At 67.5% G+C, this 24,194-nt stretch carries 27 protein-coding genes; 8 read left to right on the top strand and 19 right to left on the bottom strand.

Annotated elements, in window-relative coordinates; all coding sequences use genetic code 11:
• Window positions 1-27: 27 nt before the first annotated feature.
• On the top strand, window positions 28-618 hold the full coding sequence (clpP, locus tag KUG41_RS08730) for an ATP-dependent Clp endopeptidase proteolytic subunit ClpP (protein ID WP_216903234.1): 591 nt from the start codon (window positions 28-30) through the stop codon (window positions 616-618).
• A 249-nt stretch (window positions 619-867) separates the two neighbouring features.
• Here clpP and ftsH read toward each other — a convergent pair whose 3' ends face one another.
• The 4 genes from ftsH to pyk form a co-directional block, all read right to left on the bottom strand.
• Window positions 868-2,844: an ATP-dependent zinc metalloprotease FtsH gene (gene ftsH / locus KUG41_RS08725; RefSeq protein WP_216903232.1), complete on the bottom strand. Its 1,977-nt coding sequence runs from the start codon at window positions 2,842-2,844 to the stop codon at window positions 868-870.
• A gap of 72 nt (window positions 2,845-2,916) precedes the next feature.
• Window positions 2,917-3,219 carry a DUF1830 domain-containing protein gene (locus tag KUG41_RS08720; protein ID WP_371734090.1) on the bottom strand — a complete coding sequence of 101 codons (303 nt, stop codon included), beginning with the start codon at window positions 3,217-3,219 and terminating at the stop codon, window positions 2,917-2,919.
• Between the two features lie 157 nt (window positions 3,220-3,376).
• Window positions 3,377-4,606 (bottom strand): ABC transporter permease, encoded by a 1,230-nt coding sequence (locus tag KUG41_RS08715; protein WP_216903222.1) that lies wholly within the window; start codon window positions 4,604-4,606, stop codon window positions 3,377-3,379.
• Window positions 4,607-4,633: 27 nt separating this feature from the next.
• Window positions 4,634-6,418, bottom strand: coding sequence for a pyruvate kinase (gene pyk, locus KUG41_RS08710; protein WP_216903220.1), 1,785 nt, complete (start codon window positions 6,416-6,418; stop codon window positions 4,634-4,636).
• A gap of 59 nt (window positions 6,419-6,477) precedes the next feature.
• On the opposite strand from pyk, the gene KUG41_RS08705 reads away from it, so the two are divergent.
• Both KUG41_RS08705 and KUG41_RS08700 read left to right on the top strand, forming a co-directional pair.
• Window positions 6,478-6,807: a nucleoside triphosphate pyrophosphohydrolase family protein gene (locus KUG41_RS08705; protein ID WP_216903218.1), complete on the top strand. Its 330-nt coding sequence runs from the start codon at window positions 6,478-6,480 to the stop codon at window positions 6,805-6,807.
• Window positions 6,807-7,301, top strand: a complete 495-nt coding sequence (locus KUG41_RS08700) for a hypothetical protein (protein ID WP_216903216.1) — start codon at window positions 6,807-6,809, stop codon at window positions 7,299-7,301. Before KUG41_RS08705 ends, KUG41_RS08700 begins: the two co-directional genes overlap by 1 nt.
• 9 nt (window positions 7,302-7,310) lie before the next feature.
• Here KUG41_RS08700 and KUG41_RS08695 read toward each other — a convergent pair whose 3' ends face one another.
• From KUG41_RS08695 to ilvA, 3 genes are read right to left on the bottom strand one after another with little or no spacing between them, the layout of a single operon-like run.
• A complete protein-coding gene (locus KUG41_RS08695; protein ID WP_216903214.1) occupies window positions 7,311-7,601 on the bottom strand; it encodes a YggT family protein in 291 nt (96 codons plus the stop codon).
• Between the two features lie 41 nt (window positions 7,602-7,642).
• Window positions 7,643-8,215 carry an SMC-Scp complex subunit ScpB gene (scpB, locus tag KUG41_RS08690; protein ID WP_216903212.1) on the bottom strand — a complete coding sequence of 191 codons (573 nt, stop codon included), beginning with the start codon at window positions 8,213-8,215 and terminating at the stop codon, window positions 7,643-7,645.
• Window positions 8,216-8,258: 43 nt separating this feature from the next.
• Entirely contained in the window at window positions 8,259-9,869 is a 1,611-nt protein-coding gene (gene ilvA, locus KUG41_RS08685) for a threonine ammonia-lyase, biosynthetic (protein ID WP_216903210.1), read from the bottom strand.
• A 96-nt stretch (window positions 9,870-9,965) separates the two neighbouring features.
• On the opposite strand from ilvA, the gene dxs reads away from it, so the two are divergent.
• Window positions 9,966-11,885: a 1-deoxy-D-xylulose-5-phosphate synthase gene (dxs, locus tag KUG41_RS08680; protein ID WP_216903208.1), complete on the top strand. Its 1,920-nt coding sequence runs from the start codon at window positions 9,966-9,968 to the stop codon at window positions 11,883-11,885.
• The gene (locus KUG41_RS08675) at window positions 11,875-13,113 is read left to right on the top strand and encodes an NAD(P)/FAD-dependent oxidoreductase (protein ID WP_216903206.1); all 1,239 of its coding nucleotides are present in this window, start codon (window positions 11,875-11,877) and stop codon (window positions 13,111-13,113) included. Before dxs ends, KUG41_RS08675 begins: the two co-directional genes overlap by 11 nt.
• 32 nt (window positions 13,114-13,145) lie before the next feature.
• On the opposite strand, the gene psaK is transcribed toward KUG41_RS08675, so the two are convergent.
• The 3 genes from psaK to KUG41_RS08660 form a co-directional block, all read right to left on the bottom strand.
• Window positions 13,146-13,403, bottom strand: coding sequence for a photosystem I reaction center subunit PsaK (gene psaK / locus KUG41_RS08670; RefSeq protein WP_216903204.1), 258 nt, complete (start codon window positions 13,401-13,403; stop codon window positions 13,146-13,148).
• A gap of 66 nt (window positions 13,404-13,469) precedes the next feature.
• The gene (locus KUG41_RS08665) at window positions 13,470-13,859 is read right to left on the bottom strand and encodes a DUF3593 domain-containing protein (protein ID WP_371734089.1); all 390 of its coding nucleotides are present in this window, start codon (window positions 13,857-13,859) and stop codon (window positions 13,470-13,472) included.
• On the bottom strand, window positions 13,856-14,173 hold the full coding sequence (locus KUG41_RS08660) for a DUF2499 domain-containing protein (RefSeq protein WP_216903202.1): 318 nt from the start codon (window positions 14,171-14,173) through the stop codon (window positions 13,856-13,858). The genes KUG41_RS08665 and KUG41_RS08660 overlap by 4 nt, the downstream gene beginning before the upstream one ends.
• Window positions 14,174-14,228: 55 nt before the next feature.
• Between KUG41_RS08660 and csaB the strand changes: the two genes are divergently transcribed.
• A complete protein-coding gene (gene csaB / locus KUG41_RS08655) occupies window positions 14,229-15,275 on the top strand; it encodes a polysaccharide pyruvyl transferase CsaB (protein WP_216903200.1) in 1,047 nt (348 codons plus the stop codon).
• Between the two features lie 3 nt (window positions 15,276-15,278).
• On the opposite strand, the gene KUG41_RS08650 is transcribed toward csaB, so the two are convergent.
• The 4 genes from KUG41_RS08650 to htpG form a co-directional block, all read right to left on the bottom strand.
• Window positions 15,279-16,145 carry a metallophosphoesterase gene (locus tag KUG41_RS08650; RefSeq protein ID WP_371734088.1) on the bottom strand — a complete coding sequence of 289 codons (867 nt, stop codon included), beginning with the start codon at window positions 16,143-16,145 and terminating at the stop codon, window positions 15,279-15,281.
• Window positions 16,142-16,702 (bottom strand): peroxiredoxin, encoded by a 561-nt coding sequence (locus KUG41_RS08645; protein WP_216903198.1) that lies wholly within the window; start codon window positions 16,700-16,702, stop codon window positions 16,142-16,144. The genes KUG41_RS08650 and KUG41_RS08645 overlap by 4 nt, the downstream gene beginning before the upstream one ends.
• A gap of 27 nt (window positions 16,703-16,729) precedes the next feature.
• On the bottom strand, window positions 16,730-16,966 hold the full coding sequence (gene rpmB / locus KUG41_RS08640; RefSeq protein WP_216903196.1) for a 50S ribosomal protein L28: 237 nt from the start codon (window positions 16,964-16,966) through the stop codon (window positions 16,730-16,732).
• Between the two features lie 201 nt (window positions 16,967-17,167).
• The gene (htpG, locus tag KUG41_RS08635) at window positions 17,168-19,093 is read right to left on the bottom strand and encodes a molecular chaperone HtpG (protein ID WP_216903194.1); all 1,926 of its coding nucleotides are present in this window, start codon (window positions 19,091-19,093) and stop codon (window positions 17,168-17,170) included.
• A 19-nt stretch (window positions 19,094-19,112) separates the two neighbouring features.
• On the opposite strand from htpG, the gene KUG41_RS08630 reads away from it, so the two are divergent.
• Entirely contained in the window at window positions 19,113-20,360 is a 1,248-nt protein-coding gene (locus KUG41_RS08630) for a recombinase family protein (RefSeq protein WP_216903192.1), read from the top strand.
• On the opposite strand, the gene KUG41_RS08625 is transcribed toward KUG41_RS08630, so the two are convergent.
• From KUG41_RS08625 to KUG41_RS08615, 3 genes are all read right to left on the bottom strand, one after another.
• Window positions 20,357-20,614: a hypothetical protein gene (locus KUG41_RS08625; RefSeq protein ID WP_216903190.1), complete on the bottom strand. Its 258-nt coding sequence runs from the start codon at window positions 20,612-20,614 to the stop codon at window positions 20,357-20,359. The genes KUG41_RS08630 and KUG41_RS08625 overlap by 4 nt on opposite strands.
• A gap of 109 nt (window positions 20,615-20,723) precedes the next feature.
• A complete protein-coding gene (locus KUG41_RS08620) occupies window positions 20,724-21,020 on the bottom strand; it encodes a hypothetical protein (RefSeq protein WP_216903188.1) in 297 nt (98 codons plus the stop codon).
• Between the two features lie 79 nt (window positions 21,021-21,099).
• Window positions 21,100-22,725: a phage major capsid protein gene (locus tag KUG41_RS08615; RefSeq protein ID WP_371734093.1), complete on the bottom strand. Its 1,626-nt coding sequence runs from the start codon at window positions 22,723-22,725 to the stop codon at window positions 21,100-21,102.
• 129 nt (window positions 22,726-22,854) lie between these two features.
• On the opposite strand from KUG41_RS08615, the gene KUG41_RS16110 reads away from it, so the two are divergent.
• The gene (locus tag KUG41_RS16110) at window positions 22,855-22,947 is read left to right on the top strand and encodes a hypothetical protein (protein ID WP_371734092.1); all 93 of its coding nucleotides are present in this window, start codon (window positions 22,855-22,857) and stop codon (window positions 22,945-22,947) included.
• A 263-nt stretch (window positions 22,948-23,210) separates the two neighbouring features.
• Here the strand turns inward: KUG41_RS16110 and KUG41_RS08610 are convergent, their stop codons facing one another.
• Window positions 23,211-23,474: a hypothetical protein gene (locus KUG41_RS08610; RefSeq protein WP_216903184.1), complete on the bottom strand. Its 264-nt coding sequence runs from the start codon at window positions 23,472-23,474 to the stop codon at window positions 23,211-23,213.
• Entirely contained in the window at window positions 23,464-23,964 is a 501-nt protein-coding gene (locus KUG41_RS08605; RefSeq protein ID WP_216903182.1) for a hypothetical protein, read from the bottom strand. Before KUG41_RS08605 ends, KUG41_RS08610 begins: the two co-directional genes overlap by 11 nt.
• Window positions 23,965-24,194 lie beyond the last annotated feature (230 nt).

Here is a 24,194-nt window from a genome sequence, read left to right as displayed (position 1 = left end):
ATCGTTCCAAACGTCTGCCTGGTGCCCATGATCCCGATCGTCATCGAAGAGTCGGGTCGTGGAGAGAGGGCCTTCGACATCTATTCCCGTCTGTTACGGGAGAGGATCATCTTTCTGGGCGAACCGGTCACCGCGGAGTCCGCCAACCGCGTGGTGGCTCAGCTTCTCTTTCTGGAGGCCGAAGACCCCGACAAGGATATCTTTCTCTATGTGAATTCCCCCGGAGGTTCCGTCTATGATGGGCTGGGTATCTTTGACACCATGCAGCACATCAAGCCCGATGTGCAGACCGTGTGTGTCGGCCTTGCGGCCAGCATGGGTGCTTTCCTCCTCTGTGCCGGTGCCAAGGGCAAGCGCAGCAGTCTCACCCACTCCCGGATCATGATCCACCAGCCCCTCGGGGGCGCCAGGGGCCAGGCCAGCGACATCCGTATCCAGGCCGACGAGATCCTCTACCTGAAGGACAAGCTGAACAGGGAACTGGCTGAACGCACCGGTCAGGACCTGGCGCAGATCCAGATCGACACCGATCGGGACTTCTTCATGTCTCCTGCAGAAGCCATGGCCTACGGACTGATCGACAAGGTGATCGAGAAGCGCCCTGTGCGACCGGTCTGAAGCCTTCCCCCGGTCAGGAGAGCTCCTTGATGAACAGGCCATGGGGTGTTCCCATGACACGCAGTCAAGGAAATGAAGCCGGCTTCCAGCCGGCTTTTTGATGCTCCGGACGGTTCTGCCTCTCCCCAGCCGCGGGAGCTGGCCGTCGGCACAGCGGGCGAGGCATGAAAAAAGGGCCTGCCATCTGCAGACCCCGGACATAAGTGATACAGATTCGAAGCAATCGGGACGCGGGCCGAAGAAAAGACTTCAGCTGGCTTCTGCAGGATCAGGAACAGCAGAGCCCTGGAGGGGAGACGGGGGCAAATCGGCGGCCGTCAGCAGTGGGGAGAAACGATCCTTGTCGGGGATCGTGGCGAACTCCGAGACAATCAGCCGGAACTCATCACCATCGAGGCTTTCCTTTTCAATCAACATCTCCACGAGCCGATCCATGCAGGCCCGATGCTCGGCCACCAGCTTGACGGTGTCGACATAGCAGCTCTGCACGATTTGGCGAACGGCCGCATCGATCTTGTGGGCGATGGCATCGGAGACATCGCTTCGCGTCATCAGATCGCGACCCAGGAACACCTCCTGGTTACCGGTCTCGAGGGACATGGGACCCAGCTCGCTCATGCCGAATCGGGTCACCATCTGGCGGGCCATCGAAGCGACCTGCTGGATGTCACCCCCGGCCCCGGTGGTCACCTCCGAATGGCCGAAGATCACATCCTCGGCCGCACGACCGCCCAGGGCGCCCATGATGCGGGCCCGCAGCTGGGCGCGGCTGACGAGCATCTGTTCCTCATCGGGCGCGAACCAGGTGAGGCCCTGGGCCTGACCCCGTGGGATCAGGGTGACTTTCTGGACCGGGTCATGGTTCTTCACCAGGGTGCCCACCAGGGCATGGCCCACTTCGTGATAGGCGATCAGGCGCTTGCTGCGACCGTCGGTGAGGGGTTTGCCCTCCATCCCGGCGATGATCCGGTCGACGGCGTCATCGATCTCTGCCAGGCCGGTGGCATCCTTGCGGCGCCTGGCCGTGAGGATCGCCGCCTCGTTGAGCAGGTTGGCCAGGTCGGCGCCGGTGAAGCCGGGTGTGCGGCGGGCGATCATCTCAAGGGAGACATCGTCGGCGAGCTTCTTGTTGCGGCTGTGCACCTTGAGGATCGAAAGACGGCCCTTGATGTCGGGAGCATCCACCTGGACCTGGCGATCGAAACGACCCGGGCGCATCAGGGCCGAATCGAGCACATCGGGACGGTTGGTGGCGGCAATGATGATGATGCCGCTGTTGCCCTCAAAGCCGTCCATTTCGGTGAGCAGCTGATTGAGGGTCTGCTCCCTTTCGTCGTTGCCGCCGCCGATGCCGGCTCCGCGCTGGCGACCCACGGCATCAATTTCATCAATGAAGATCAGACAGGGGCTGTTCTCCTTGGCCCGTTTGAACAGATCTCGCACACGACTGGCGCCGACACCCACGAACATCTCGACGAACTCGGAGCCGGAAAGGGAGAAAAAGGGCACCCCGGCCTCGCCGGCAATGGCCTTGGCCAGCAGCGTCTTGCCGGTGCCGGGGGGGCCCACAAGCAGCACGCCGCGTGGAATCTTGGCACCTACGGAGGTGAAGCGTTCGGGAGTCTTGAGGAAGGTGACCACCTCCTGGAGGTCCTGTTTGGCCTCTTCAACCCCAGCCACGTCATCGAACTTGACCCCGGTTTCGGCTTCCATGGCGAAGCGGGCCTTGGTCTTGCCGAACTGCATCGCCTGGCCGGGGCCACCTGGCATGCCCGAGGAGCGGCGGGCCAGGAAGATCAGCGAGCCGATCAGCAACAGGGGGAACAGCAGATTGCCGAGCAGCCCGAGGGCGGGAGGGGTGGTTTTCGGGGGATGCACATCGAAGCTGATCCCCTGATCCTTGAGCTTGTTGATCAGCTCCGGGGCCACGCCGGGGAGGTCGACCCGGAGCCGTTGCACCCGGTTGTCGAGGTCGGGATCCACTGCCTCGATCACCGCGGATCGGCCGCCATCGAAGATATCGACGGCGGTGACCCGCCCGGCATCGACGTAATCCAGAAAACGGCCGTAGCTCATGCGCGCCACGGCGGCGTTGCGCGGGGCCGACAGGTCGCCGGTGCTGCCTGGCGCGAGCCGCCCGCCCGAGCCCAGCAACTGCCAGCCGAGAAAGAGGGCGACGGCTATCGGCAGAAGCCAGAGGGCAATGACACGCCAGCGCTGATTCATGGTTGAAACGCTTTTTGACAACCTTAAGGCTGTGGAGCCCGTCACCGGGACGCCGGCGCCCGCAACCTGAAATCAGCTGGCCTGCAACCAGGGGTTGGCGTCGATGCCGCCCACGGTGGGCTCGGGAGGGGGAACGGATTCCACGACCAGGTCATGGGCCTCGATCGACTCGAGCAGTTCGGGTCCCCCCAGCCCGTGCGTCCAGATCTCCACCTCACTGCTGTCGGGGCAGAAAAAGGTGAGCAATTCGAAAGGGAAGACGACACGCTCGAGGAAGAACTGATCGGGTCCGATGCAGCGCAGGATGACCATGCGGTCGGAGCCATTCCGATACCCGCAGTCGATCTGTTCTGTCCGGGACAACTGATCCAACACTTCCTTGAGGCTGCTTCTTCCCCATCTACTCACTCTCCACTGTGGGCATTTGGTGACCGACGCGACGGATCGCCAGTCTTTATGTTTTTTTCCGTTCTCCGGCGGCGTCGGACTGGCTAAGAACCATGATCCTGCCCTGGGCAGCGCATCAGGGGGGTCAGAGGCTTCTGAGGGCTGCGATCGGATCCAGCCGTGCCGCCCTCCTTGCGGGCACCACGCCGAAGAACAGACCGATCGATCCGGACAGGGCCACCGTCAGCAGCACGGTGCTGGCCTCGATCGTGGCCGGAAGGGGCGTGAAGGCGGCCACCAGGGCCACTGTGCCCAGGCCAAGGCCGCTGCCGATGACGCCCCCCAGGCTGGCCAGCACCAGAGACTCCACCAGGAACTGCAGCAGCACATCGCTGCTGCGGGCGCCGAGGGCCTTGCGCAGGCCGATCTCCTCGGTGCGTTCGCTCACCGACACCAGCATGATGTTCATGATGCCGATCCCTCCCACCAGCAGGGACACGGCACCGATGGCCCCCAGCATCAGGGTCAGCCCACCGGTGATCGTGCCGACGATGGTGAGGGCATCCTTCTGGGAGCGCACCGCGAAATCGTCCTCCCGCAGCAGCCGATGGCGCTGGCGCAGCAGGTTGGTGATCTGGAACGCGGCGGCACCGGTGCTCGCCTCGTCGCGGGCCTCCACGCTGATGAAGGTGAGGCTGATCCCGTAGGTGGGATCCCTTCCGCTCAGCTGGCTCACCATGGTGCTGAGGGGGATGTAGGCGTTCTCGTCCTGGTTGGAGCCGAACACGGCCCCCTTGGGGGCCAGCACGCCGATCACTTCGAAGGATTTGTCGCGGATGCGCAGCTGGCGGCCCAGGGCCTCCCCGGTGGGCAGCAGCTTGTCACGCAGGTCAGGGCCGATCACCACCACGTTGCGGGCTCCCTGCAGATCCCGCTGGTCGATGAAGCGGCCGCGGGCCACCTCGAAGCTGCGCACCGGCAGGAATTCGGGCGTGATGCCGGAGATCGAGGCCGAGGAACTGAATCCCCCGGCCTGCACCACCTCGTTGAGGGTGATCTGGGGGGCGACCCGACGCACGCTCGGCACCTGCTCGGCGATCGCCTTGGCGTCCTCCAGCACCAGGGTGCGGGGGGTCTCGATGCCCTGCCGCCGCGTGTCGTTGTTGCCGGGCACCACGAACAGCACGTTGGCGCCGAGGGTGCTGAGCTGGCTTTCGGCCAGGTTCTGGGCGCCTCGCCCCACCCCCACCAGGGTGATCACCGAGGCGTTGCCGATGACGATGCCGAGCATGGTCAGCAGGCTGCGCAGGCGGTTGGAGCGCAGGGTCCGCAGCGCCATGCCCACGGTTTCGTTGAACGGCAGCTTGGAGGCCATGGCGGCAGGCCCGGTGGAACCCCGGTTCTAGAGGAACGAGGGCACGGCCGAGGGATGGGCGCTCTGGGGGCCGCGATGCACCACCCCCTCCTGCACCTCCAGGGTCACCACCTCCCCCATGCGCAGCTCAAGGGTGGCGTTGGCCACCCCGACGATCACGGGGATGCCCAGGCGCTCGGCGATCACGGCGGCATGGCTCTGGCGACCCTCCTCCTCGGCGATCACCCCGCGGGCCTTGCGGATCGCCTCCAGGTAGGCGGCGCTGGTTTCCCTCACCACCAGGATCTCGCCGGCCTCGAGCCGGGCCGCGTCCTCGGGGGAACTGGCCAGCCGCACCTTGCCGCTCACGCTGCCGCTGCCGATGCCGACACCCCGGCCCATCACGGCCGAGACGATGCCCACCTTGACCAGATCGGTGGAGCCGCTGACCCCCTCCAGGGTGCCGGCGGTCTGGACCACCAGGTCGCCGGCTGCGAGCAATCCCTTCTGCTGGGCCGAAGCCATCGCCACGCTGAAGGTGAGGCTGCTGCTGGCCTCGTCCTGGATGAGCAGGGGGTTGACGCCCCAGACCAGCTGCAGCTGGCGGGCCACCGTGACGTCGCCGGTGATCGCCAGGATGGGGGTGCTGGGACGGAACTTGCTGACGTTGCGGGCGGTGGAGCCTGTCTTGGTGAGGGGAAGAATCGCCGCGGCGTTGAGTTGCCGGGCGATGCTGCTGACCGCCTGGCAGATGGCGTTGGGGATGGTGGTGGCCATGTGGCTGTCCAGCACCCGCTGGGGGTAGTCGCGCTCGATCCGGCGGGCGATCTGGTCCATGGTGGCCACCGCCTCCACCGGGTAGTCGCCCACGGCGGTCTCGTTGGAGAGCATCACGGCGTCGGTGCCGTCGAGGATGGCGTTGGCCACATCGCTCACCTCGGCCCGGGTGGGCCGGGGACAGGAGGCCATCGAATCGAGCATCTGGGTGGCGGTGATGATCGGGATGCCGAGACTGTTGGCCTTGCGGATCAGTTCCTTCTGCAGCAATGGCACTTCCTCGGCCGGCATCTCCACCCCGAGGTCTCCCCGGGCGACCATCACGCCGTCGCAGAGAGGCAGGATCGCATCGATGGAGTCGATGGCCTCGAACTTCTCGATCTTGGCCACCACCGGCGTGTTGTGGCCCTGGCTGCGGATCAGTTCCCGGATCTCCAGCATGTCGGAGGGATTGCGCACGAAGCTCAGCGCCACCCAGTCGACGCCCTGCTGCAGGCCGAAAGCCAGGTCGCGGCGGTCCTTGGGGGTCAGGGCCCGGATCGAAAGCTGCACGTCGGGAAAGTTGACCCCCTTGTTGTTGGAGAGCACCCCGCCCACGGTCACCTGGCACTTCAGGGTCTGGCCCGGGCCGTCCACCTCCTCCACCCGCATCTCGACGCGGCCGTCATCAAGCAGGATGCGGCTGCCAAGGCTCACCTCGTCCGCGAGTCGGTCGTAGGTGACCGTGGCGATGGTGTGGTCGCAGTTGACGGCCCGGGAGGTCAGCGAAAAGGAGTCTCCCTTGGCCAGGGTGATGGGTCCGGCCTGGAAACGGCCCAGACGGATCTTGGGGCCCTGCAGGTCCTGGAGGATGCCGATGTGGACGCCGAGCTCGTGGGCCACCTGGCGGATGATGGCGATCCGGTCGGCGTGGTCACTGTGATCGCCGTGGGAGAAGTTGAGCCGGAAGGTGGTGGCGCCGGCCCGGATCAGCTGCCGAAGCACCTCCGGGGATTCGGTGGCGGGTCCGATCGTGGCCACGATCTTTGTGCGACGCATGAGATCGTTGGGGGCCATCGGACGACCGTGGGGAAGGGCGGAAACTACCATCCGAACTTGCCAGGAGCGCGCTTGCAATGGACTTTCAGGACTACCAGCGACGCTCCAGTGAGACCGCGCGCTACCCCGATGCCGGCAGCAATGCGATCTATCCCACCCTGGGTCTCTGCGGGGAGGCCGGCGAGGTGGCCGACAAGGTGAAGAAGGTGCTGCGCGACCGGGGGGGAGTGTTCTGCCATGAGGTCCGTGACGACCTGCGACTGGAACTGGGGGACGTGCTCTGGTATGTGGCCCAGCTGGCCACCGAGCTTGGCCTTGATCTGGAAGATGTGGCCAGCGCCAACCTGGCCAAGCTGGCCAGCCGGGCGGACCGTAACGTGATCGGAGGCAGTGGCGATCGGCGGTGATGCAGCGAAGAACCGTTCTTTCGTTCTCCCGGCTGCTCACCGTTCTGGTCCTGAGTCTGGCCCTGCTGCTGGGAGCTCCCGCTCCTGTCGGCGCCGCCGACCTGAAGGTCTCGGAGGTGATGCTGGAGCCCTGCCCCGCTGACGACCTGGCCACCCAGCCGGAACTGGCCCGCCCCAGCGGTGCCACCTGCTGGGCCCTTCGGGGCGTGGTGGTGAACCCCGGCTCCCGGCCGGTGGTCGACACCGACGTGTTCGGCCTGATCCTCGATGCCAGCGGCGAACCGGTGCTGCCCAACCGCACCCGGGTGGGATCCATCGGTGATGTGCCCCCCGGCCGCTCCTCCTTCGCCCTGCGACTGGCCGTGCCGGCCGGCACCCCCGGGCCTCTGCAGACCCGCAGCGTCAAGGCCCGCGGTTTCAATGCCCCGGTGCGCACCCGCGCCGGAATCGACGACGAGCTGCTGCCCCTGGAGCAGGCCCTGGCGGATTCCTGAGGGCCAGCTTCAGTAGGGGATGCCGGAGGAGAGGGTGGCGATGGAGGCTCCCAGCAGGCTCTGGGCCAGCTGCAGGGCGATGAAGGCCAGCAGGGCGGAGAGATCCAGGCCCCCCAGGGGGGGAATGATGCCGCGGAAGGCGTTGAGATAGGGGTCGGTGATGGCGCTGACGCTGGAGAGCACCGGGTTGCTCCAGTCGAGGTTGGGGAACCAACTCAGCAGCACCCGTGCCAGCAGCACCAGCAGGTAGATGCTCAGGGTCTGGGCGATCACCTGGAGCAGGAAGACGAGGATGTTCATCGAGACAGTCTGATGGGTGGAGCTGCAACCGCTCTCCAACTCTATGGAGGGGCTTCTTCGCCGGGAGGTTCAGTGACCTCGGCGGCCGCCAGGCGCGAGCCCAGGGCGGCCAGATCTTCCGCCTGCAGGGAGAAGGTGCGGTGGAACTTCTCGCTCAGGCTGAGCCAGTAGGAGCGGCCTTCGCTCTGGCGACGGCGCTCGATGAAGTCCTGGGCCAACAGTTCCTTGATGTGGTCGTAGGCCCCCGACCCCCGCAGTTCCACCAGTTCCGACTGCAGCAGCCGCTTCTTGAGGGCGATGGTGGCCAGGGTGCGCAGGGCGGCGACGGAGAGGTCCACCGGCAGCAGGTTCTGCACCAGATCCCCCAGGCCCGCCCGCAGCTGCAGACCGTAGCGCTGGCCCTCCTGGTGGATCTCCAGGGCCGTGTCCCGGTGGGCATAGTCGGCCATCAGGGTGATCAGGGCCAGTTCCGCATCGTCCCGCTCGATCCCGGCGATGGCGGCCAGTTCGCCCAGCTCGAGGGGGCGGCCCTTGAGGTAGAGGATCGCCTCAAGCCGCGCCGGCAGGGAGAGCCCCGGGATGGGATCGATGGCGGTGGGTTCGGGTGCAGGCATGGCGAGGTCCGCCACACGGCGTGGCGGCAACGTATCGCAGGCCTCAGACGCCCACCAGTCCGTTGCTGTTGGCCAGGGGCCGGCCCATCTCGCCCAGGAACAGCCGATAGGCCTGATTGTCGGTCTCGTCCCAGTGCTGGTAGGGCAGTCCGGCGAGGAAGGCCTGCCAGTCGTCGCGCTCCGCCGGCGGCACCTGGACGCCCACCACGATGCGCCCCACGTCGGCGCCATGGTTGCGGTAATGGAAGATGCTGATGTTCCAGCTGGGATGCAGAGCGTTCACGAAGGCCATCAGGGCTCCGGGCCGCTCGGGGAACACGAACCGGTAGAGCCGCTCCTCCCCCTGGTTCCGGGCGCTTCCGGCGCTGGCTGGCAAGCGTCCTCCCACCATGTGGCAGAGGTGCAGTTTGGCCAGTTCGTCGTCGCTCAGGTCGAGGCAGGGAAATCCCTGGGCCTCCAGGGCCTGCATCAGCTGGCGGGTGTCCTGGTGGCCGCTGATCTGCACGCCGACGAAGATATGGGCCAGTCGGGGATCCGCCAGCCGGTAGCTGAACTCGGTGAGGCTGCGCTGGCCGAGCACGGCGCAGAAGCGGGCCAGGCTGCCGGGCTGTTCCGGGATCTCCACTGCCAGCAGGGCCTCCCGCTCCTCCCCCAGCCCAGCCCGTTCGGCCACGAAGGCCAGCCGGTCGAAATTCATGTTGGCTCCGCAGGCCACTGCCACCAGGGTGTGGTCGCGAAGCTGGCGCTGGGCCACGTCCTTCTTCATCCCGGCCACGGAAAGGGCTCCGGCCGGTTCCAGGATCGAGCGGGTGTCCTCGAAGACGTCCTTGATGGCGGCACAGATCTCGTCGGTGTCCACCGTGATCATCCGGTCGACGCAGCGCTGGGCGAGGGCGAAGGTGTGCTCCCCCACCTGACGCACGGCCACGCCGTCGGCGAAGAGGCCCACCTGCTCCAGCCGCACCCGCTTCCCCGCCGCCAGGGAGCGGGTCATGGCATCGGCATCGCAGGGCTCCACCCCCACCACCTGCACCCGGGGCCAGAGGCTCTTGACATAGGCGCCGATCCCGGCGATCAGACCGCCGCCCCCCACCGCCACATAGATGGCATCAGGGGGTTCGGAGCACTGGCGCAGGATCTCGAGGCCGATGGTGCCCTGGCCGGCGATCACGTCCGGATCGTCGAAGGGATGGATGAAGGTCAGACCCCGTTCCCCCTGGAGCCGATGGGCGTGGTCGCAGGCCTCGTCGTAGGTGTCGCCATGGAGCACCACCTCGGCTCCGCGGGCCGCCACCGAGCGCACCTTCATCTCGGGGGTGGTGACGGGCATCACGATCACGGCGGTGCAGCCCAGCCGCTGGGCGGCCAGGGCCACGCCCTGGGCGTGGTTCCCGGCACTGGCGGCGATCACGCCCCGGTCGAGTTCCGCCCGGTCCAGGCCGGCCATCTTGTTGTAGGCGCCCCGCAGCTTGAAACTGAACACGGGCTGGAGATCCTCCCGCTTGAGCAGCACCCGGTTGTGCAGCCGGCGGGAGAGGTTGGGGGCCGGATCGAGGGGTGATTCGATCGCCACGTCGTACACCCGCGCCCGCAGGATCCGCTGCAGGTAGGGGCTCGCCCCGGGGTCGGCGTGGTCGCTGGCGGCCTCGGTCATGCTTCCAGTGTTGCAACCCGACCATGCAACGGCGGCGGTTGTCGCCGCGTGCTTTGTCGAACCCCGTAGATTGACCGTCTGGAAGCAAGGACGGGCATGCATCTGAGCGAGCTGAGCCATCCCAATCAGCTGCATGGCCTCAGCACCGCCGAGCTGGAAGCCATGGCCCGCCAGATCCGCGAGAAGCACCTGGAGGTGGTGGCCACCAGCGGTGGTCACCTGGGACCTGGCCTCGGGGTGGTGGAGCTCACCCTCGCCCTCTACCAGACCCTTGATCTCGACCACGACCGGGTGGTGTGGGACGTGGGTCATCAGGCCTACCCCCACAAGCTGGTCACGGGCCGCTACAAGAATTTTCATTCCCTGCGCCAGAAGGGCGGGGTGGCGGGCTACCTGAAGCGCAGCGAAAGCCGCTTCGACCACTTCGGCGCCGGCCATGCCTCCACCAGCATCTCGGCCGCCCTGGGCATGGCCCTGGCCCGCGACCGCCGCGGTGAGGATTTCAAATGCGTGGCGGTGATCGGTGACGGCGCCCTCACCGGCGGCATGGCCCTGGAGGCCATCAACCATGCCGGCCATCTGCCTCGCACCAAGTTGCTGGTGGTGCTGAACGACAACGACATGTCGATCTCGCCGCCGGTGGGTGCACTCTCCACCCACCTGAACCGCATGCGGCTGAGCAAGCCGGTCCAGTTTCTCTCCGGCAGCGCCGAAGAGGCGGTCAAACACCTGCCGTTCCTGCACGGGGAGCTGCCCAACGAGCTCAAGACCCTCAAAGAGAGCATGAAACGGCTGGCGGTGCCCAAGGTGGGCGCCGTGTTCGAGGAGCTTGGCTTCACCTACGTGGGCCCGATCGACGGCCATGACATCCCTGAGATGGTGCGCACCTTCCAGGCCGCCCACCGCTGCGAAGGCCCGGTGCTGGTGCACGTGGCCACCACCAAGGGCAAGGGGTATCCCTATGCCGAGGCCGACCAGGTGGGCTACCACGCTCAGTCGGCCTTCGACCTGGCCACCGGCAAGGCCTATCCCTCCAGCAAACCCAAGCCCCCCAGCTGGAGCAAGGTGTTCGGCCAGACCCTGGTGAAGATCTGCGAGCAGGATCCCCGCGTGGTGGGCATCACGGCCGCCATGGCCACCGGCACGGGCCTGGACCTGCTGGAGAAGGCTCTGCCCGACCAGTACTTCGACGTCGGCATCGCCGAGCAGCATGCCGTCACCATGGCGGCGGGCATGGCCTGTGAAGGCCTGCGGCCGGTGGTGGCGATCTACAGCACCTTCCTGCAGCGGGCCTACGACCAGATCATCCACGACGTGGGCATTCAGAAGCTGCCGGTCACCTTCGTGCTCGACCGGGCCGGGATCGTCGGCGCCGACGGCCCCACCCACCAGGGTCAGTACGACATCAGCTATCTGAGGTCCGTGCCCAACTTCACGGTGATGGCCCCGAAGGATGAGGCCGAACTGCAGCGCATGCTGGTCACCTCGATCGCCCACGACGGTCCCTGTGCCATCCGCATCCCCAGGGGAGAGGGGGAAGGGGTGCCCCTGATGGACGAAGGCTGGCAGCCCCTGGAGATCGGCCGCGGTGAGCTGCTCACCGACGGCGACGATCTGCTGATCGTGGCCTACGGCGCCATGGTGGCCCCGGCCATGGCCACCGCCGGTCTCCTCCAGGAGAAAGGGGTGAGGGCCGCGGTCGTCAACGCCCGCTTCCTGCGCCCCCTTGATGAGGCCCTGATCCTGCCCCTGGCCCGCCGGATCGGCCGGATCGTGACCATGGAGGAGGGTGCCCTGGCGGGTGGTTTCGGAGCCGCCGTGGTGGAGAGCCTCAACGACCACGAGCTGGCGGTGCCCGTGCTGCGGATCGGCATTCCCGATGTCCTGGTGGACCACGCCAGTCCCCAGCAGAGCAAGGAGACCCTCGGGCTCACGCCCTCCCTGATGGCCGACCGGATCCTGGATCGCTTCCGTCCGGTGTTCCGGGTCGCCGTTCCTTCCGCCCTTGCGGTCTGAGGCGGACCTCCACTGCCAGGTGCTGGTGGTGGGATCAGGGCCGGCCGGCGCTGACCTGGCCCGTCGGCTCGCCCGCAGCGGGGTGGACGTGCTCCTTGTGGACAGATTGAGCGACCTGGGTCGCTCCTCCTTCAGCAGCGCCGCCCTGCCGATCGAGGCCATGGATGCATTCGCTCTGCCGGCCGAGGTGGTGGGCAGTCGCTGGCGGGAATGGCAACTGATCGGGCCCGGTGACGCCACACGACGCTGGGGGTCCCCCAGGCCCCTCGGGGTCGTGCTCGATTTCGGTGCCCTGCGCCAGTGGCTGGCCGATCAGTGCCGCCGCTGGGGCGGACAGGTGAGGCTGGGGCTGCAGGCCGTCTCCTGCCACCAGGAGGACGATCGGATCACCACGGTGCTGCGTCGCGCCGACGGCAGCACCCTGCGGGTCCGCAGTGCCTGGACGGTGGATGCCAGCGGCCACACCCGGGCCCTGCTGGGGGATCCCCCTGCCGCCGGCCCGCGGGATGGACTGGTGCGGGCCGCCGGTCTGGAGTGGCTGCTGCGGGTGTCCCCGGAATGCTGGCAGCCCTGGGCCGACCGGCTCAGTTTCTGTCTCGGCAGCGACTGGGTGCCCCAGGGCTACGGCTGGATCTTTCCCATGACCCCCGGGGTGCTGAAGCTGGGGGTGTGCCGGCTGGTGGACACCCAGCGCGATCAGCCGCCGCTCGGTGCCCTGATCACCGATCTGGGCCGTCGTCTGCTGGGCACCGGCCCGGCTGGCGCGCCCTTCGATGTGCTGGATCGCCACGGTGGCCTGGTGCGCAGCACGATCCGGCGCAGGGAGCCCCACCGCCGGGGCCGGCTGGTGGGGCTCGGGGATGCGGTCAGCACCGCCAACCTGCTGGGTGGTGAGGGCATCCGCCACGCTCTGACCAGCAGCGTTGTGCTGACACCGCTGCTGGTGGAGGCCCTGGGCTGCGGTGGTCGCACTGCCTGCCAGGACCGGGCGCTGGATCCTTACCCAGGCCAACTGCGTCGAGCCCTCGGCTGGCGCTGGTCCCTCAGCGGACGGCTGGCACGGCGCACCTGGCTGAGCCTCCACGAGTCCCGCGCCGATGGGCGGCTGGACCGGGTGCTTCGCGGCCTGGAGAGCAGCAGGGCGGAGGATCTCTCGGCCCTGCTGTTCGGCTATCGGTTCGAGCGCTACGGGCTCAGGGCGATGCCCTATCTGATGGGTTGGCGCTGAAGCGGCTGGGCTGGCGCAGAAGCGGATCGGCCTCAGAGGACGCCGCGGGAGGCCAGGCCGAGGATGGCACCCATGCCGAAGATGTGACCCAGGCTGGTGGTGCCGAGCATGGCGCCATGACTGAAGCCACCGAAAAAGCTGTCGTTGGGAAGCTTCAGGCCCACGTTCTGCTGCTTGATGGTGGCCTTGCCGATGGCGATGGCGATGACGTTGCAGACGATCATGACCAGGGCCACCTTGGGAGACCAGCTGATCGAAGCGGGAGCCATGGCCAGGAGAGGAGCGATCATGATGCACTTGCCGACGCCCCATCTTCCGGGTGATGCCTGGCGACGCCCCGCCCCCTTAAGACTTGTTCACCTTGGATCCGAGAGCTCCGGGGGGGACCCTGGCCCTTTTGACGGATCGTCCCCGGGTGGGTCTGCCTGCGTCTCCCCGGGCCGGAAGCCCAGCAGCACCACCAGGTTGCTGAGGGTCAGGAAGGCTTCGGCGCCCCCGTGCAGGGGATCCACATCCGCCAGTTGCCGGCCGTAGTTCACCTGGGCCAGCACCGCGGCGCCGATCGTGACCGCCACGAACAGCAGCGTCAGCCGGAAGCCCTGCAGGGCGAGCCGCGGAAAGGCCCGCACCCGGCCGGCCCACCAGAGGAAGGCCAGGTACGGCAGCAGGGAGAGCACGAAGAAAGGTGCCGGATCGACGCCGCCCAGCTGCTCCAACCACCGTGCCCAGGGCAGGCCGATGCTCACGGGGTGTCCTGGCCGCCGGCCAATCGTTGCAGCCGCAGCAGGTTCCAGGTGGCCAGCGCCAGGGCCCCGTTGCCCAGGGTGGTGAGGGCCGCCTGGAACACCACCAGCCCCTTGAGGGCCTCGCTGTTGTCGAACAGGTGCCAGGTGCAGGCGGCCATGGCGCTGACCAGGGCGGGCACCATGGCCAGGGCCAGCCAGCGCCAGCCCCCTTCTCGCCGCCGCCGGCCAAAGGCCTGCACCGCCAGGATCGCCAGCATCCACTCCAGCACTGAGGTGATGTGGATCCACCAGGTGGGCAGCGACAGTGCGTGCATGGGCGCGTCCCGGTGCGATCCGTAATGTACGGAGCCGGAACGGCCGCTGCGTCGGATGCGTGCTCTGATCTGCGGTTACTACGGCGAGCACAACCTGGGCGACGATGCCCTCCTCCAGGTGCTGCTGGACCAGCTTCCCCCCGTGTGCCTCCCCGTGGTCACGGCCCATGATCAGGAGCTGGTGCGGGACCGGTTCGGGGTGGAGACCATCGACCGCCGCCGTCTGGCAGCGGTGCTGGCCGCCCTCAGCCGCTGCGATGCCCTGGTGCTGGGCGGCGGCAGCCTGCTCCAGGACGCCACCAGCTTCAGCAGCCTCCTCTACTACGGCGCCCTCATGATGGCGTCCCGTCTGGGCGGCAGGCCCGTGATCCTCTGGGGCCAGGGGCTCGGTCCCCTGCGCCGCCGCCGCAGCCGCGCCCTGGTGCGGGCCCTGCTTCCGCTCGCCACCGCCATCAGCTGGCGCGACGGGGCCTCCGCCCTGCAGGCACGGGCCTGGGGGGTGGAGGCTCCCGTGGGCAGTGATCCGGTCTGGGCCCTGCCGGCCCGCACCTGGAGCGGCCGTGGCGGCCCGATCGTGCTCTGCTTCCGCCCGGTGCACCAGCTGCAGGGGGCGGCCTGGCTGCCCTATCTGGAGGCGGTCGAACGGCTGGCGGTGACGGCGGACCGGGAAGTGCTCTGGCTCCCCTTCCACCGGGACCAGGATCGCGGGCTTCTGGCGGGCCTTGGCCGGCAGGGACTGATCGGCCCGGCCCTGGCAGCCCGCAGCCGGGAGCTGGCGGTGGCGACTCCGGAGGAGGCCCTGGACCACTTCCAACGGGCCGGACTGGTGCTGGCCATGCGGCTGCATGGTCTGATCCTGGCCGCCCTGGCGGGCAGTCCCTGCGCTGCCCTCAGCTACGACCCGAAGGTGGCCGCCGCCGCCGCCGGCATCGTCTGCCCCTGCCATGACCTCGAGGTTCCTGCCGGCGCCGCCCTTGCGGACATCTGGAGCGCCCTTCTCGATAGCCCGCCGGATCGGGACGGGATCGAGGCCCTGCAACGGTCCAGCCAGGTGCACCGCAGTGTCCTGGCTTCCCTCGGTGGCGTCACGGCAAGGGAGTGACCCTCAGTCGGTCCGGCTGAGCACGGCCAGGTCGATGCGCTCCCCCCGACTGTCCCAGGCGTCGATCCGCAACTGCTCCGGCGTGACCGAGATCTCGGCGAAGCCGTAGGTGCTCAGGGCCCGGACCGTACGGGCGTTGGGCACAATCGCCCGCAGATGGGCCCCACCGTTGCCCACCGTGAGGTAAGTGGTGCCGTCGATGACGCGGGTCCGCTCGTAGTTGTGCTCATGGCCGTTGATGTACAGCTGCACCCGGTGACGGCGGAACAGGGGGCTCAGCCGGGCGATGGCCACCGGATCATCGCCGTAGAGGCCGGCCGAACGGATCGGATGATGGCCCACCAACACCTTCCAGGGGGCTTTGCTGGCCGCCAGGACCCTCTTCAGCCAGGGCAGCTGGTGCTGCCAGGGAGCATTGACGTTGGTATCGAGAAGAAAGAACTCCACCGGGCCACGCCGCAGCGTGTACCAGCGGCCCCTCATGCCGAAGGGGGAGTAGGCGATCTGCCGCGCACCGTCGGCGGTTCGGATGTCGTGGTTGCCGAGCACCGCATGGAAGGGCACTCCCGCCTGCAGCAGGTCCCGGTAGGGCCGCAGGAAGGTGCTCTCGACCAGCTTCAGATCACCATCGGGGTAGATGTTGTCGCCGGCCATGATCACCAGGTCCACGGGCCGGAGCCGGTGGGTTTCCGCCATGCGACGACCCACCGCCAGCTGGTTGGCATTGCCGCTGCCGCTGTCGGCGGTGGCCAGGAAATGCAGCCGCTGCGGGTCCGGCTCGCCCAGGGACGGCATGGACAGCAGCGGGGCGGCCAGGGCGGCCGCCCCTAGAAGTCCCAGGAAGCGCCGCCTCCGGATCTTGGGGTTCACGCGTCCTGCAGCCGGGTCAGGGCGTCGAGCACCTCAGCGCTGTGGCCCGAGGGCCGTACCGCCACCCAGCGCTCCCGCAGCACCCCGTCGGGATCGATCAGAAAGGTGTGGCGGGCCGAGAAGGGGGCCAGCCAGGATCCATAGCGCTGGCTGACCTGCCCACCGGGATCGGAGAGGAGGGGGTAGGCCAGGCCCTCGCTGCCGCAGAACGAGAGATGCGCTTCGGTGTCGTCGGCGCTGACCCCCACCACCTCGGCGTTGCGGGCATGGAAACGGGCCAGATCCCTCTGGAAACCCCTGGCCTCAAGGGTGCAGCCGCTGGTGAAATCCTTGGGATAGAAGTAGAGCGCCAGCCAGCGACCCCGGAAATCATCCCTGGCCAGGCGTGTTTCACTCACCTCCCCCTCGGCCCCGGGAGCCACACCGGCCAGCTCAAAGGCAGGGGCCTGAGCGTCGAGCTCGGGCAGGGTGCCGCCCATGGCCAGGGACCGGTCGGGCCGGCTGAGCAGGGCCAGGGAAGCCAGGGCGGCGCCCCCAAGGAACACGCGGCGCTGCATGGGCTCTTCGGGGGATGGGGGATGGACTCAGATCTTGGCGAGATTGACGCCCAGTTCCTTGGCATAGGCGCCCAGGCCCTTTTTCTGGATCGTCTTGAGGGCCTTGGTGGAGACGCGCAGCTTGATGAAGCGCTTGCCTTCGGCCCACCACAGCCGGCGCTCCTGCAGGTTCACCTGCTGCAGCTTCTTGGTGCGCACGTGGGAATGGCTGACGGCCATGCCGTTGTTGGCGCGCTTGCCGGTGAGCTGACAGACCCGGGACATGACGGATGACGACGTTGGACAGTTCGGGCCGTAGCCAGCCTGTGACTTTATCAAATGGGCCCTGTGGTCCTGATTCCCGGGCTGCCAACAGGATTGGCGGAGTTCAGGAGGTCAGTCGCACGCCGCTGTCCGGATCGAACCGGAGTTCGTGCTCCGGCAGCCGGCTGCCATCCACCAGCGCCAGCAGGGCCGGGCGCCGCCTCAGAGGCCCCGCTGCATCAGCTGGCCCATGAGGTCGGCGCTGCGCTGCTGGAAACCGGCCAGCTGGTTGGGTTCCAGGCCCCCCACCGCCAGGCGGGCCATCTCATAGATGTGGCGGCTGAGAGCCTCGGCCAGCTGCTGGGTGGGGGAGCTGCCCGCAGCTCCGGTGATCACGGCCCCGGAGGAGAGCTTCAGCAGTCCCTCCACAAGGGGATGGCGGCGGTTGACCAGCAGCACGTGGTGGTCGGGCAGGCCCGGCAGGCGCTGGTCCATGAGCGCCCCCATGTCGTTGAGGCGGCGCATCTGCTCCGGCAGCAGGATCAGGGCGGCCGGCGAGCCTTCTCCCTTCAGCGACTGCACCTGGACGGTGATCTTGTCGTCGTTGAGAGAGGCTTTGAACAGATCCCGCAGTTTCTCGCCGCTGTCCTTGCCCTCGGCATCGGCCAGCTCGCTCTCCGGCTCGTGCAGGCTGGCGTCGAGCTCAGCGTCGACCCGCTGGAACTTGAGTTCGCCGTGGCGGGCCTCCAGCCAGGGGATGAACTGGGAATCGATCAGGGTGTCGGCCAGCAGCACCTCCGCTCCCTGGCCCCTCCAGAGGGCCAGGGCTCCGGCCTGGCCGGCCTCATCCGTGCAGTAGAGGATGCGGCTGGCGTTGTCGGCCGCCAGGCGGCTGCGATAGCCGGCCAGGGTGGTGTACACCCTGTCCTCGCAGGCGATGGGGTCGGTGGCTGCCGCCTCCGCGGCGTCGTCTCCGGGGGCCTCGCCGGCGGCAGCGGTGGTGCCGAACAGCACCAGATCGGCCACCTGATCGGCGAACTTCTCGTCCTCCATCGCACCGATCTTGATGAACGGGGCCAGGGAATCCCAGCTGCCGGCGTAGCGGGCCGGATCGTCGCGGTGCAGCTGCTTGAGCCGGTCACCCACCTTCTTGGCCACGAAGCCGCCGATGGAGCGCACCCGGCGGTCGGTCTGCAGGGCGCTGCGGCTGACGTTGAGCGGGATGTCGGGGGAGTCGATCACCCCCCGCAGGGGCAGCAGGTAGCGGGGCACCACCTCCTTGATCGAATCGCTGACGAAGACCTGGTTGCAGTAGAGCCGGATCTCGCCCTTCTCCCAGTCGGCCCGGCCGGTGATTCTGGGGAAATAGAGAATCCCCTGGAGGTTGTACGGGTAATCGGTGTTGAGGTGCACCCAGAGCAGGGGGTCCCCCTGGAAGGGATACAGGTAGCGGTAGAGGGCGATGTAATCGTCGTCGGAGAGGTCCCGGGGGCTCTTGCGCCAGGGGGCCTCGCGCTTGTTCACCGTTTCGCCGTCCAGCTGGACCGCCACCGGCAGGAAGTCGCAGTAGGTGGTGATCAGGGTGCGGATGCGGGAGGGCTCGATGTACTCCAGCTCCTCCTCCATCAGGTGCAGGATCACATCGGTGCCCGGCTCGGCGCGCTCGGCACCCTCGAGGCTGAAATTGGGGGAGCCGTCGCAGCTCCAGCGCACCGCTTCGGCCTCCGGCCGGGCGCTGCGGCTGACCAGCTCCACCCGGGCGGCCACCATGAAGCTGGAATAGAAGCCCAGGCCGAAGTGGCCGATGATGGCATCGTTCTCGCTCTTGTACTTCTCCAGGAAATCCTCGGCACTGGAGAAGGCCACCTGGTTGATGTAGCGCTTCACTTCATCGGCGGTCATGCCGATGCCGTTGTCGCTGATGGTGAGGGTCCTGGCTTCCCGGTCGATGCGGATGGCGATCGTGCCCTCCGCTCCCTCGCTGCAGTCGCCGGCCATGGCAGCCATGCGGCGCTTGCTGATCGCATCCACCCCGTTGCTCACCAGTTCCCGCAGGAACACCTCATGGCCGGAATAGACGGCCTTCTTGATGATCGGGAAGATGTTCTCGGTGTGGATCTGAATCTGGCCCTGTATCGTCTGGAGCACTGTCGGGTGAGAGGCTCCTGTGAGGGTAGGCCTGGCCAGGGTCAGCACCACCAAGCGCGCCCAGGACATCAGCATCGAGGGCCAGGTGCGCGACCTGGAGGCTGCCGGCTGCGACCGGGTGCTGGCTGAGCGGGCCAGCGCCTACAGCGGCGGGAAGCGGCCAGCCTGGGAGGAGCTGTGGTCGCTGGTGGCCTCGGGCGTGGTGTCCGAAGTCGTCGTGATCGATCAGTCCCGCCTCAGCCGCAGCGGTGACGACATGGCCTTCCTTGCCGCCTGCGCACAGCAGGGCGTCAGGGTGCAGGCGCTGACCGGCGGCCAGATCGAGGTGGAGAGCTACTCCGGATTCATCACCGCCGGCGTCCTGTCAGTGATGAACCAGGCCTCGTCCCGGCTGGTGGGCGCCAAGGTCCGCGACGGCCTGGCACGACGTCGTGCTGCTGGTTACCTCGGCACCGGCCGGCTGCCGTTCGGCTACTGCTCACAGGACGGACGCGCAGCACCGGACCCCACCACCTGGACCCAGGCCCGCGAGCGGTTCGATGGGCTGCTGGCGGCCGGGATGAACATCAACCAGTGGATCCGCGACAGCGGCACCGACGTGTCGCACACCGGTGTGCGCCGCTGGCTGGATCACCCCATGCTGCGTGGCTTCGCCCATGGCCAGTGGGGTGCGGTGCCGGCGCTGATGACGTGGCAAGAGTGGGAGCAGGCCACCAGGTTGCGGCAGTCCAGAGCATCAGCGATCGGGCGCACTGCCGGCCGGCTCAGGTTGTTCACCGGGCTGGTGAGCTGCAGCGAATGCGGCCGCTGCTGCCACCGGCAGATGGATGGCGCCGTGGCACGGCTGAAATGCAAGAGCCCCAGCTGCACGTTCTACGGCCGCTCGATCCAGGAGGCCGTCGTCCGGGCCCAGGTGCTCGAGGCCCTGCGCACCCGCGCCGTGGAGCTGGCCGAGCTGGCCGGCACCGTCCAGCATCAGGAGCCACCGGAAGCGATCGAACTGCGGGCACAGCTGCATCAGCTCGAAGCACTGGAGCGCTCCGGCGTGGCTGGCCTTGCCCCGGCGCTGGCTGATCTGCGCGGCCGGCTGGGGGCGCTGCAACAGGTGCCGTCAGGCCCGCGTTACGACGGGCTGGCGGATCTGTTCGCCACACCCGGCACGCTGGAGCTTGCCACCGATGAGGAGCTGCGGGCGATCGTGGTGGAGTTCGTCGCCAGCGTCCGGTTCTTGGGGAATCCCCGGCGGGTTGAGATCACGTTGCGCTAGGGCCCTGTCGCCGCGGCCAGCTGATCGGCGGTCTCCAGGACCTGGGCCAGCAGGTTGCGCAGCATGACGCCCAGGGCGACCGCCTCAGGGGTCACGTCCGGCGCGGCGCCCAGCTGGGCGAGGCAGGGCTCGGTGTCGTCACTCGCAGCTGCGGCGATCTCCAGCAGGGCGGCGGCGGCCTCAGCAGCAGGGCAGGGTTCCTCGTCAGGCTGCAGGGCCCACATCTCGGGAAGGTCCGTGAACAGGGTTGGCATGGGGTTTCCGGGGGTCGGTGGAGGCCAGGCGTAGCACCACCTCCACCGCCATGTCCAAGGCAACTCCGCACCGCTGCCGGTGAGCTTCCGCATCACCAGCGGGCCACGCTCACCGATCCACCGGCGGCCCTGCGAACACCGGCGCCATCAGCTGGCACAGCCGGCCGTGCGCTTCGGCCGTCACATCACCGGCGTGATCCGTGAGGCGCTTCTGGAGCATGGTGAGCTCGCCCCGTTCCCGGGTGTCGGCCGCCATCAGGCGCCAGCGGGTGGCCTCGCTCTCATCGGCCAGCAGCCTCAGGGTGAGCAGCGATGCACGGACCAGGGCCAGCTGGGCGGTGAGCAGCTGGGCGGCGATGGCCTGTTCCATCTGCTCAGGCGTGAACGATTCCTGATCGGTGGCCATAGTTCAACTCCAGTGGGTTGGGAGTAAAGGGGACGGGCTGGAAGTGGACCCGCCCCCGGTTCCCGCGTAAGTCTGCGGACTATGCCGTCAGAGCATCAGCCATCCGGGCGAATGCCGATGGCTGGCGCACACCGATGTCGACCGTGGAGAACGCCCGGATCTGCACGTCACCCGTGTTGAAGTTGGTGTACGGATCCACGGCGATGTCCAGGCCGCCCCACATCCCGATCACCAGCTGGCTGAAGTCGCCGTAGAACACCTCCGAGGCCACACCGGAAGCGGTGCCCTTGGTGAGGTTCGAGCGGGCCTGATTGGTGACGGCGAACCGGCGACCCCACAGGGCGCCAGGTGCACCGCCGGAGATGCTGCCGGGGCCCATCAGGTAGTTGCCCTGGCTGTCCTTGATCTGCATCAGGCGCGCCTCAGACCTCGCGTTGAGGATGAAGGCGGCACCGGCGGCGTCGGCGTTGTCGATGGAAACCTCTTTGATGAGGTCCATCAGGTGGTCGAAGGTCAGCAGGGCGCCGTTCGTTCCGCCCACGACTGCACCGATGCCGGACGTGCCGGCAATGCCCAGCGGCTCGTTACTGGAGCCGGCACCGTAGAGGGCGGCGGCGTCAATGCCCAGGGCCACCTGGGCGGCGAAGTCCTGGCGGATGAGCTGCTCGATCTCCGGTGTGCTCTGCAGCTGCGACAGTCGGGAGAACTTGGACAGGCATCCCAGGGTCTTGGGCGTCAGGCTCACCTGATCGAACGTCCCGTTGCTCTCGGTCAGCGCGCCAGATTCTGCGACCCAGTACGTGCTGCTGACACCAGAGCGACGGGGGATCAGCACGTTGCCAACCAAGCCCGGCAGCATCTGAGCACCCAGTTCTGCAACGACCGCACGATTCCGCAGGGCTTCGATGAAGCTCTCGGCGCGCACCTCATCCTGCACAAGGTTTCCGCCCAGGCTGTCGGTGCCCACCACGTAGGTGCTCCTCAGCTGGAGATCACCGGTCGGCACGTAGAAGCCACGGGGATTCTTCCCCAGCTGTTGCGCCATGGCACGGGAGGCCTCCAGCTCGAGGCCCGCTTCATCCCAGCGGCCGGTGGCCTGGGCCTGAATCGCCTTGACGATGGAATAGGACCGCTGCTCCCGGTCGCTCAGGCCCAGGCTGGCGTAGGCGTAGTCGGAAGCCCCAGCGATCGGCACGGCGCGACGTTGCACCGGCTGGGCAGGGGTCGCCAGCTGGCGGGTGAGTTTCGCGACCTGATCGCTCAGGGCGGCGATGGCGTCGGCCTGGCCGTTGTCATCGGCGGGGCTGATGTCGGCGGTGGTGGTCTTGGTGCTGGCCATGGTGGTGTGGCGGGTGGAGGGGGTGAGAGAGCGGCCGATGCCCACGGTGGCGTCGGCTGGAATACTCACGAGCGAGACTTCCAGCGGCTGCCAGGACGTGGCGAGGATGCCGGCACCGCGAGCCACCGAATCGAGGATCTGGTAACCCGTGGAAACCGCGGAGATGATCCCCGCTTCAACATCACGGCGGATCTGTTGTGCCAGGTCGGACGTGCCCCACCTGACGCGGGCACGGCCACGCTTGCCGCGGATGTTGGCCTGCTCGACAACACCGATCACCGCATCCGGCGAATGGTTCCAGAGCAGCGGTGCGGTGCCACCATTGAGGCGGGACAGGTCAACGGCGCCGGGGTCGTGGCTCAACACCTCCGGGCCGAAGTACCGCTCGACTGGCTCCTCTGACGAGAACGACAGCTCGAAGGTGTCGGCGGCTGCGGCGGCCCTTGTGAGGGCTGCGGATCGATGCTGAATGTCCACTGATACCGGGTCGCTGGCATCAGTCTGGGGGCCTTCCTTGCATACGGAACGGCGGCCAGACTCCACCGACAGGGGGCCCCTGTGCGGCGAGTGATGGATAGGCGCCGGTAGCGCCGGCTAAGGCCAGATAGGAGCGATCAGGGCATCGCCGGGGCGCTGGAGACCAGAATAGAACCACTGTTCAGCATCCCTGATCGGTGGCAGATTGGCCCGGTTTCGCCACCCTGGCGCGCTGCACGGCGCGACTGTGCGCTGTCCAGCGGACTGCATTCCGGCGGGCGGGGTGCATCATCGTCGGGCATGTGGCGGGGGGTGGTGTAGGTCTGCATGGGATCTTCGAGCAGTTCGCTACATCATCGCGCAGATGTGAAGGATCACTCCTCCTCTTCGCTGTCGATGTCGTCAATCACGTCGGCCAGGTGCTCGGGCATGTCGCCGTAGATCGCCAGTTCGGCCAGATCTTCCGGGTGGACTTCCAACGCGAGCACCAGCAGCCGCAGGGCTGCAATGGTGTCGGGGTGCATGTCTGTGACCGGGGCGCCGTGACGGGTCGCGCCTCGCCGGTCGTGAGTGGATTCTACCGCGGACGGGGAGAGGCGACGAAGGAACCACGCGATCAGTTCTTCATCACTCGCCATCGAATCTTCCCTCCGCCAGCTCTTCGAGGGCCTCTCGCTGCAGCTCTTCGAGCACGGCCAGATCGTCAAGGGTGAGATGAGGCAGGCGCGACCGCAACCGGCTGGGCACACCCAGCAGCCGGGTGCGGCTGATCGTTACCACTCTCGCCATGGTTGCCACCGCTGCCGCCCGCGGGATCAGCTCACCCTGTTTCACACCCAGCTCCACCTCCAGCAGGTCCGCTCGCAGCTCCTCAGACCGTGCTCGGCTCTCCTCGTACGGCGGCACCTTCCCACCCTTGCCAGCAGCACGGAGGGCCGGTGTCGCGTGCTGCTGGGTGCTGGCCTTCACCCAGTCCCGCAGGTGGGGCTCACCGGCCGGATGCAACACGATCTTCCCATCGGCCAGGTAGGCATCCAGCAGGCCACGCTCCTTCAGCCGCTGCAACGTGGTGTGAGACTTCAGGCCCAGCTGTGCAGCTGCGGCGCGGATGGACAACGGCTCGCTCATGCCTGTTCACACTGGATACAGCTAGCCTATTGATGTGAACATGCCCGGTTATCGGGAGGGGTTAGCTGTATTTACTAGCCGCTAATCAGGGTGGACACAAACAGAAAATGCTCACTACCTGCGGGAATCAAGGGCGCCAAGGACCCGCAGCTCAAACACCCCAGGAAGTACCTTGGAATTCCATGAGAATCACCGAGAACCCTTGCCATCACTGGGCCGGCTGTGTGGGA

It is taken from the genome of Synechococcus sp. CCY 9618 (assembly GCF_019038415.1).
Taxonomy (GTDB): domain Bacteria; phylum Cyanobacteriota; class Cyanobacteriia; order PCC-6307; family Cyanobiaceae; genus Cyanobium.
This window is presented reverse-complemented; position numbering and strand designations above follow the sequence as displayed.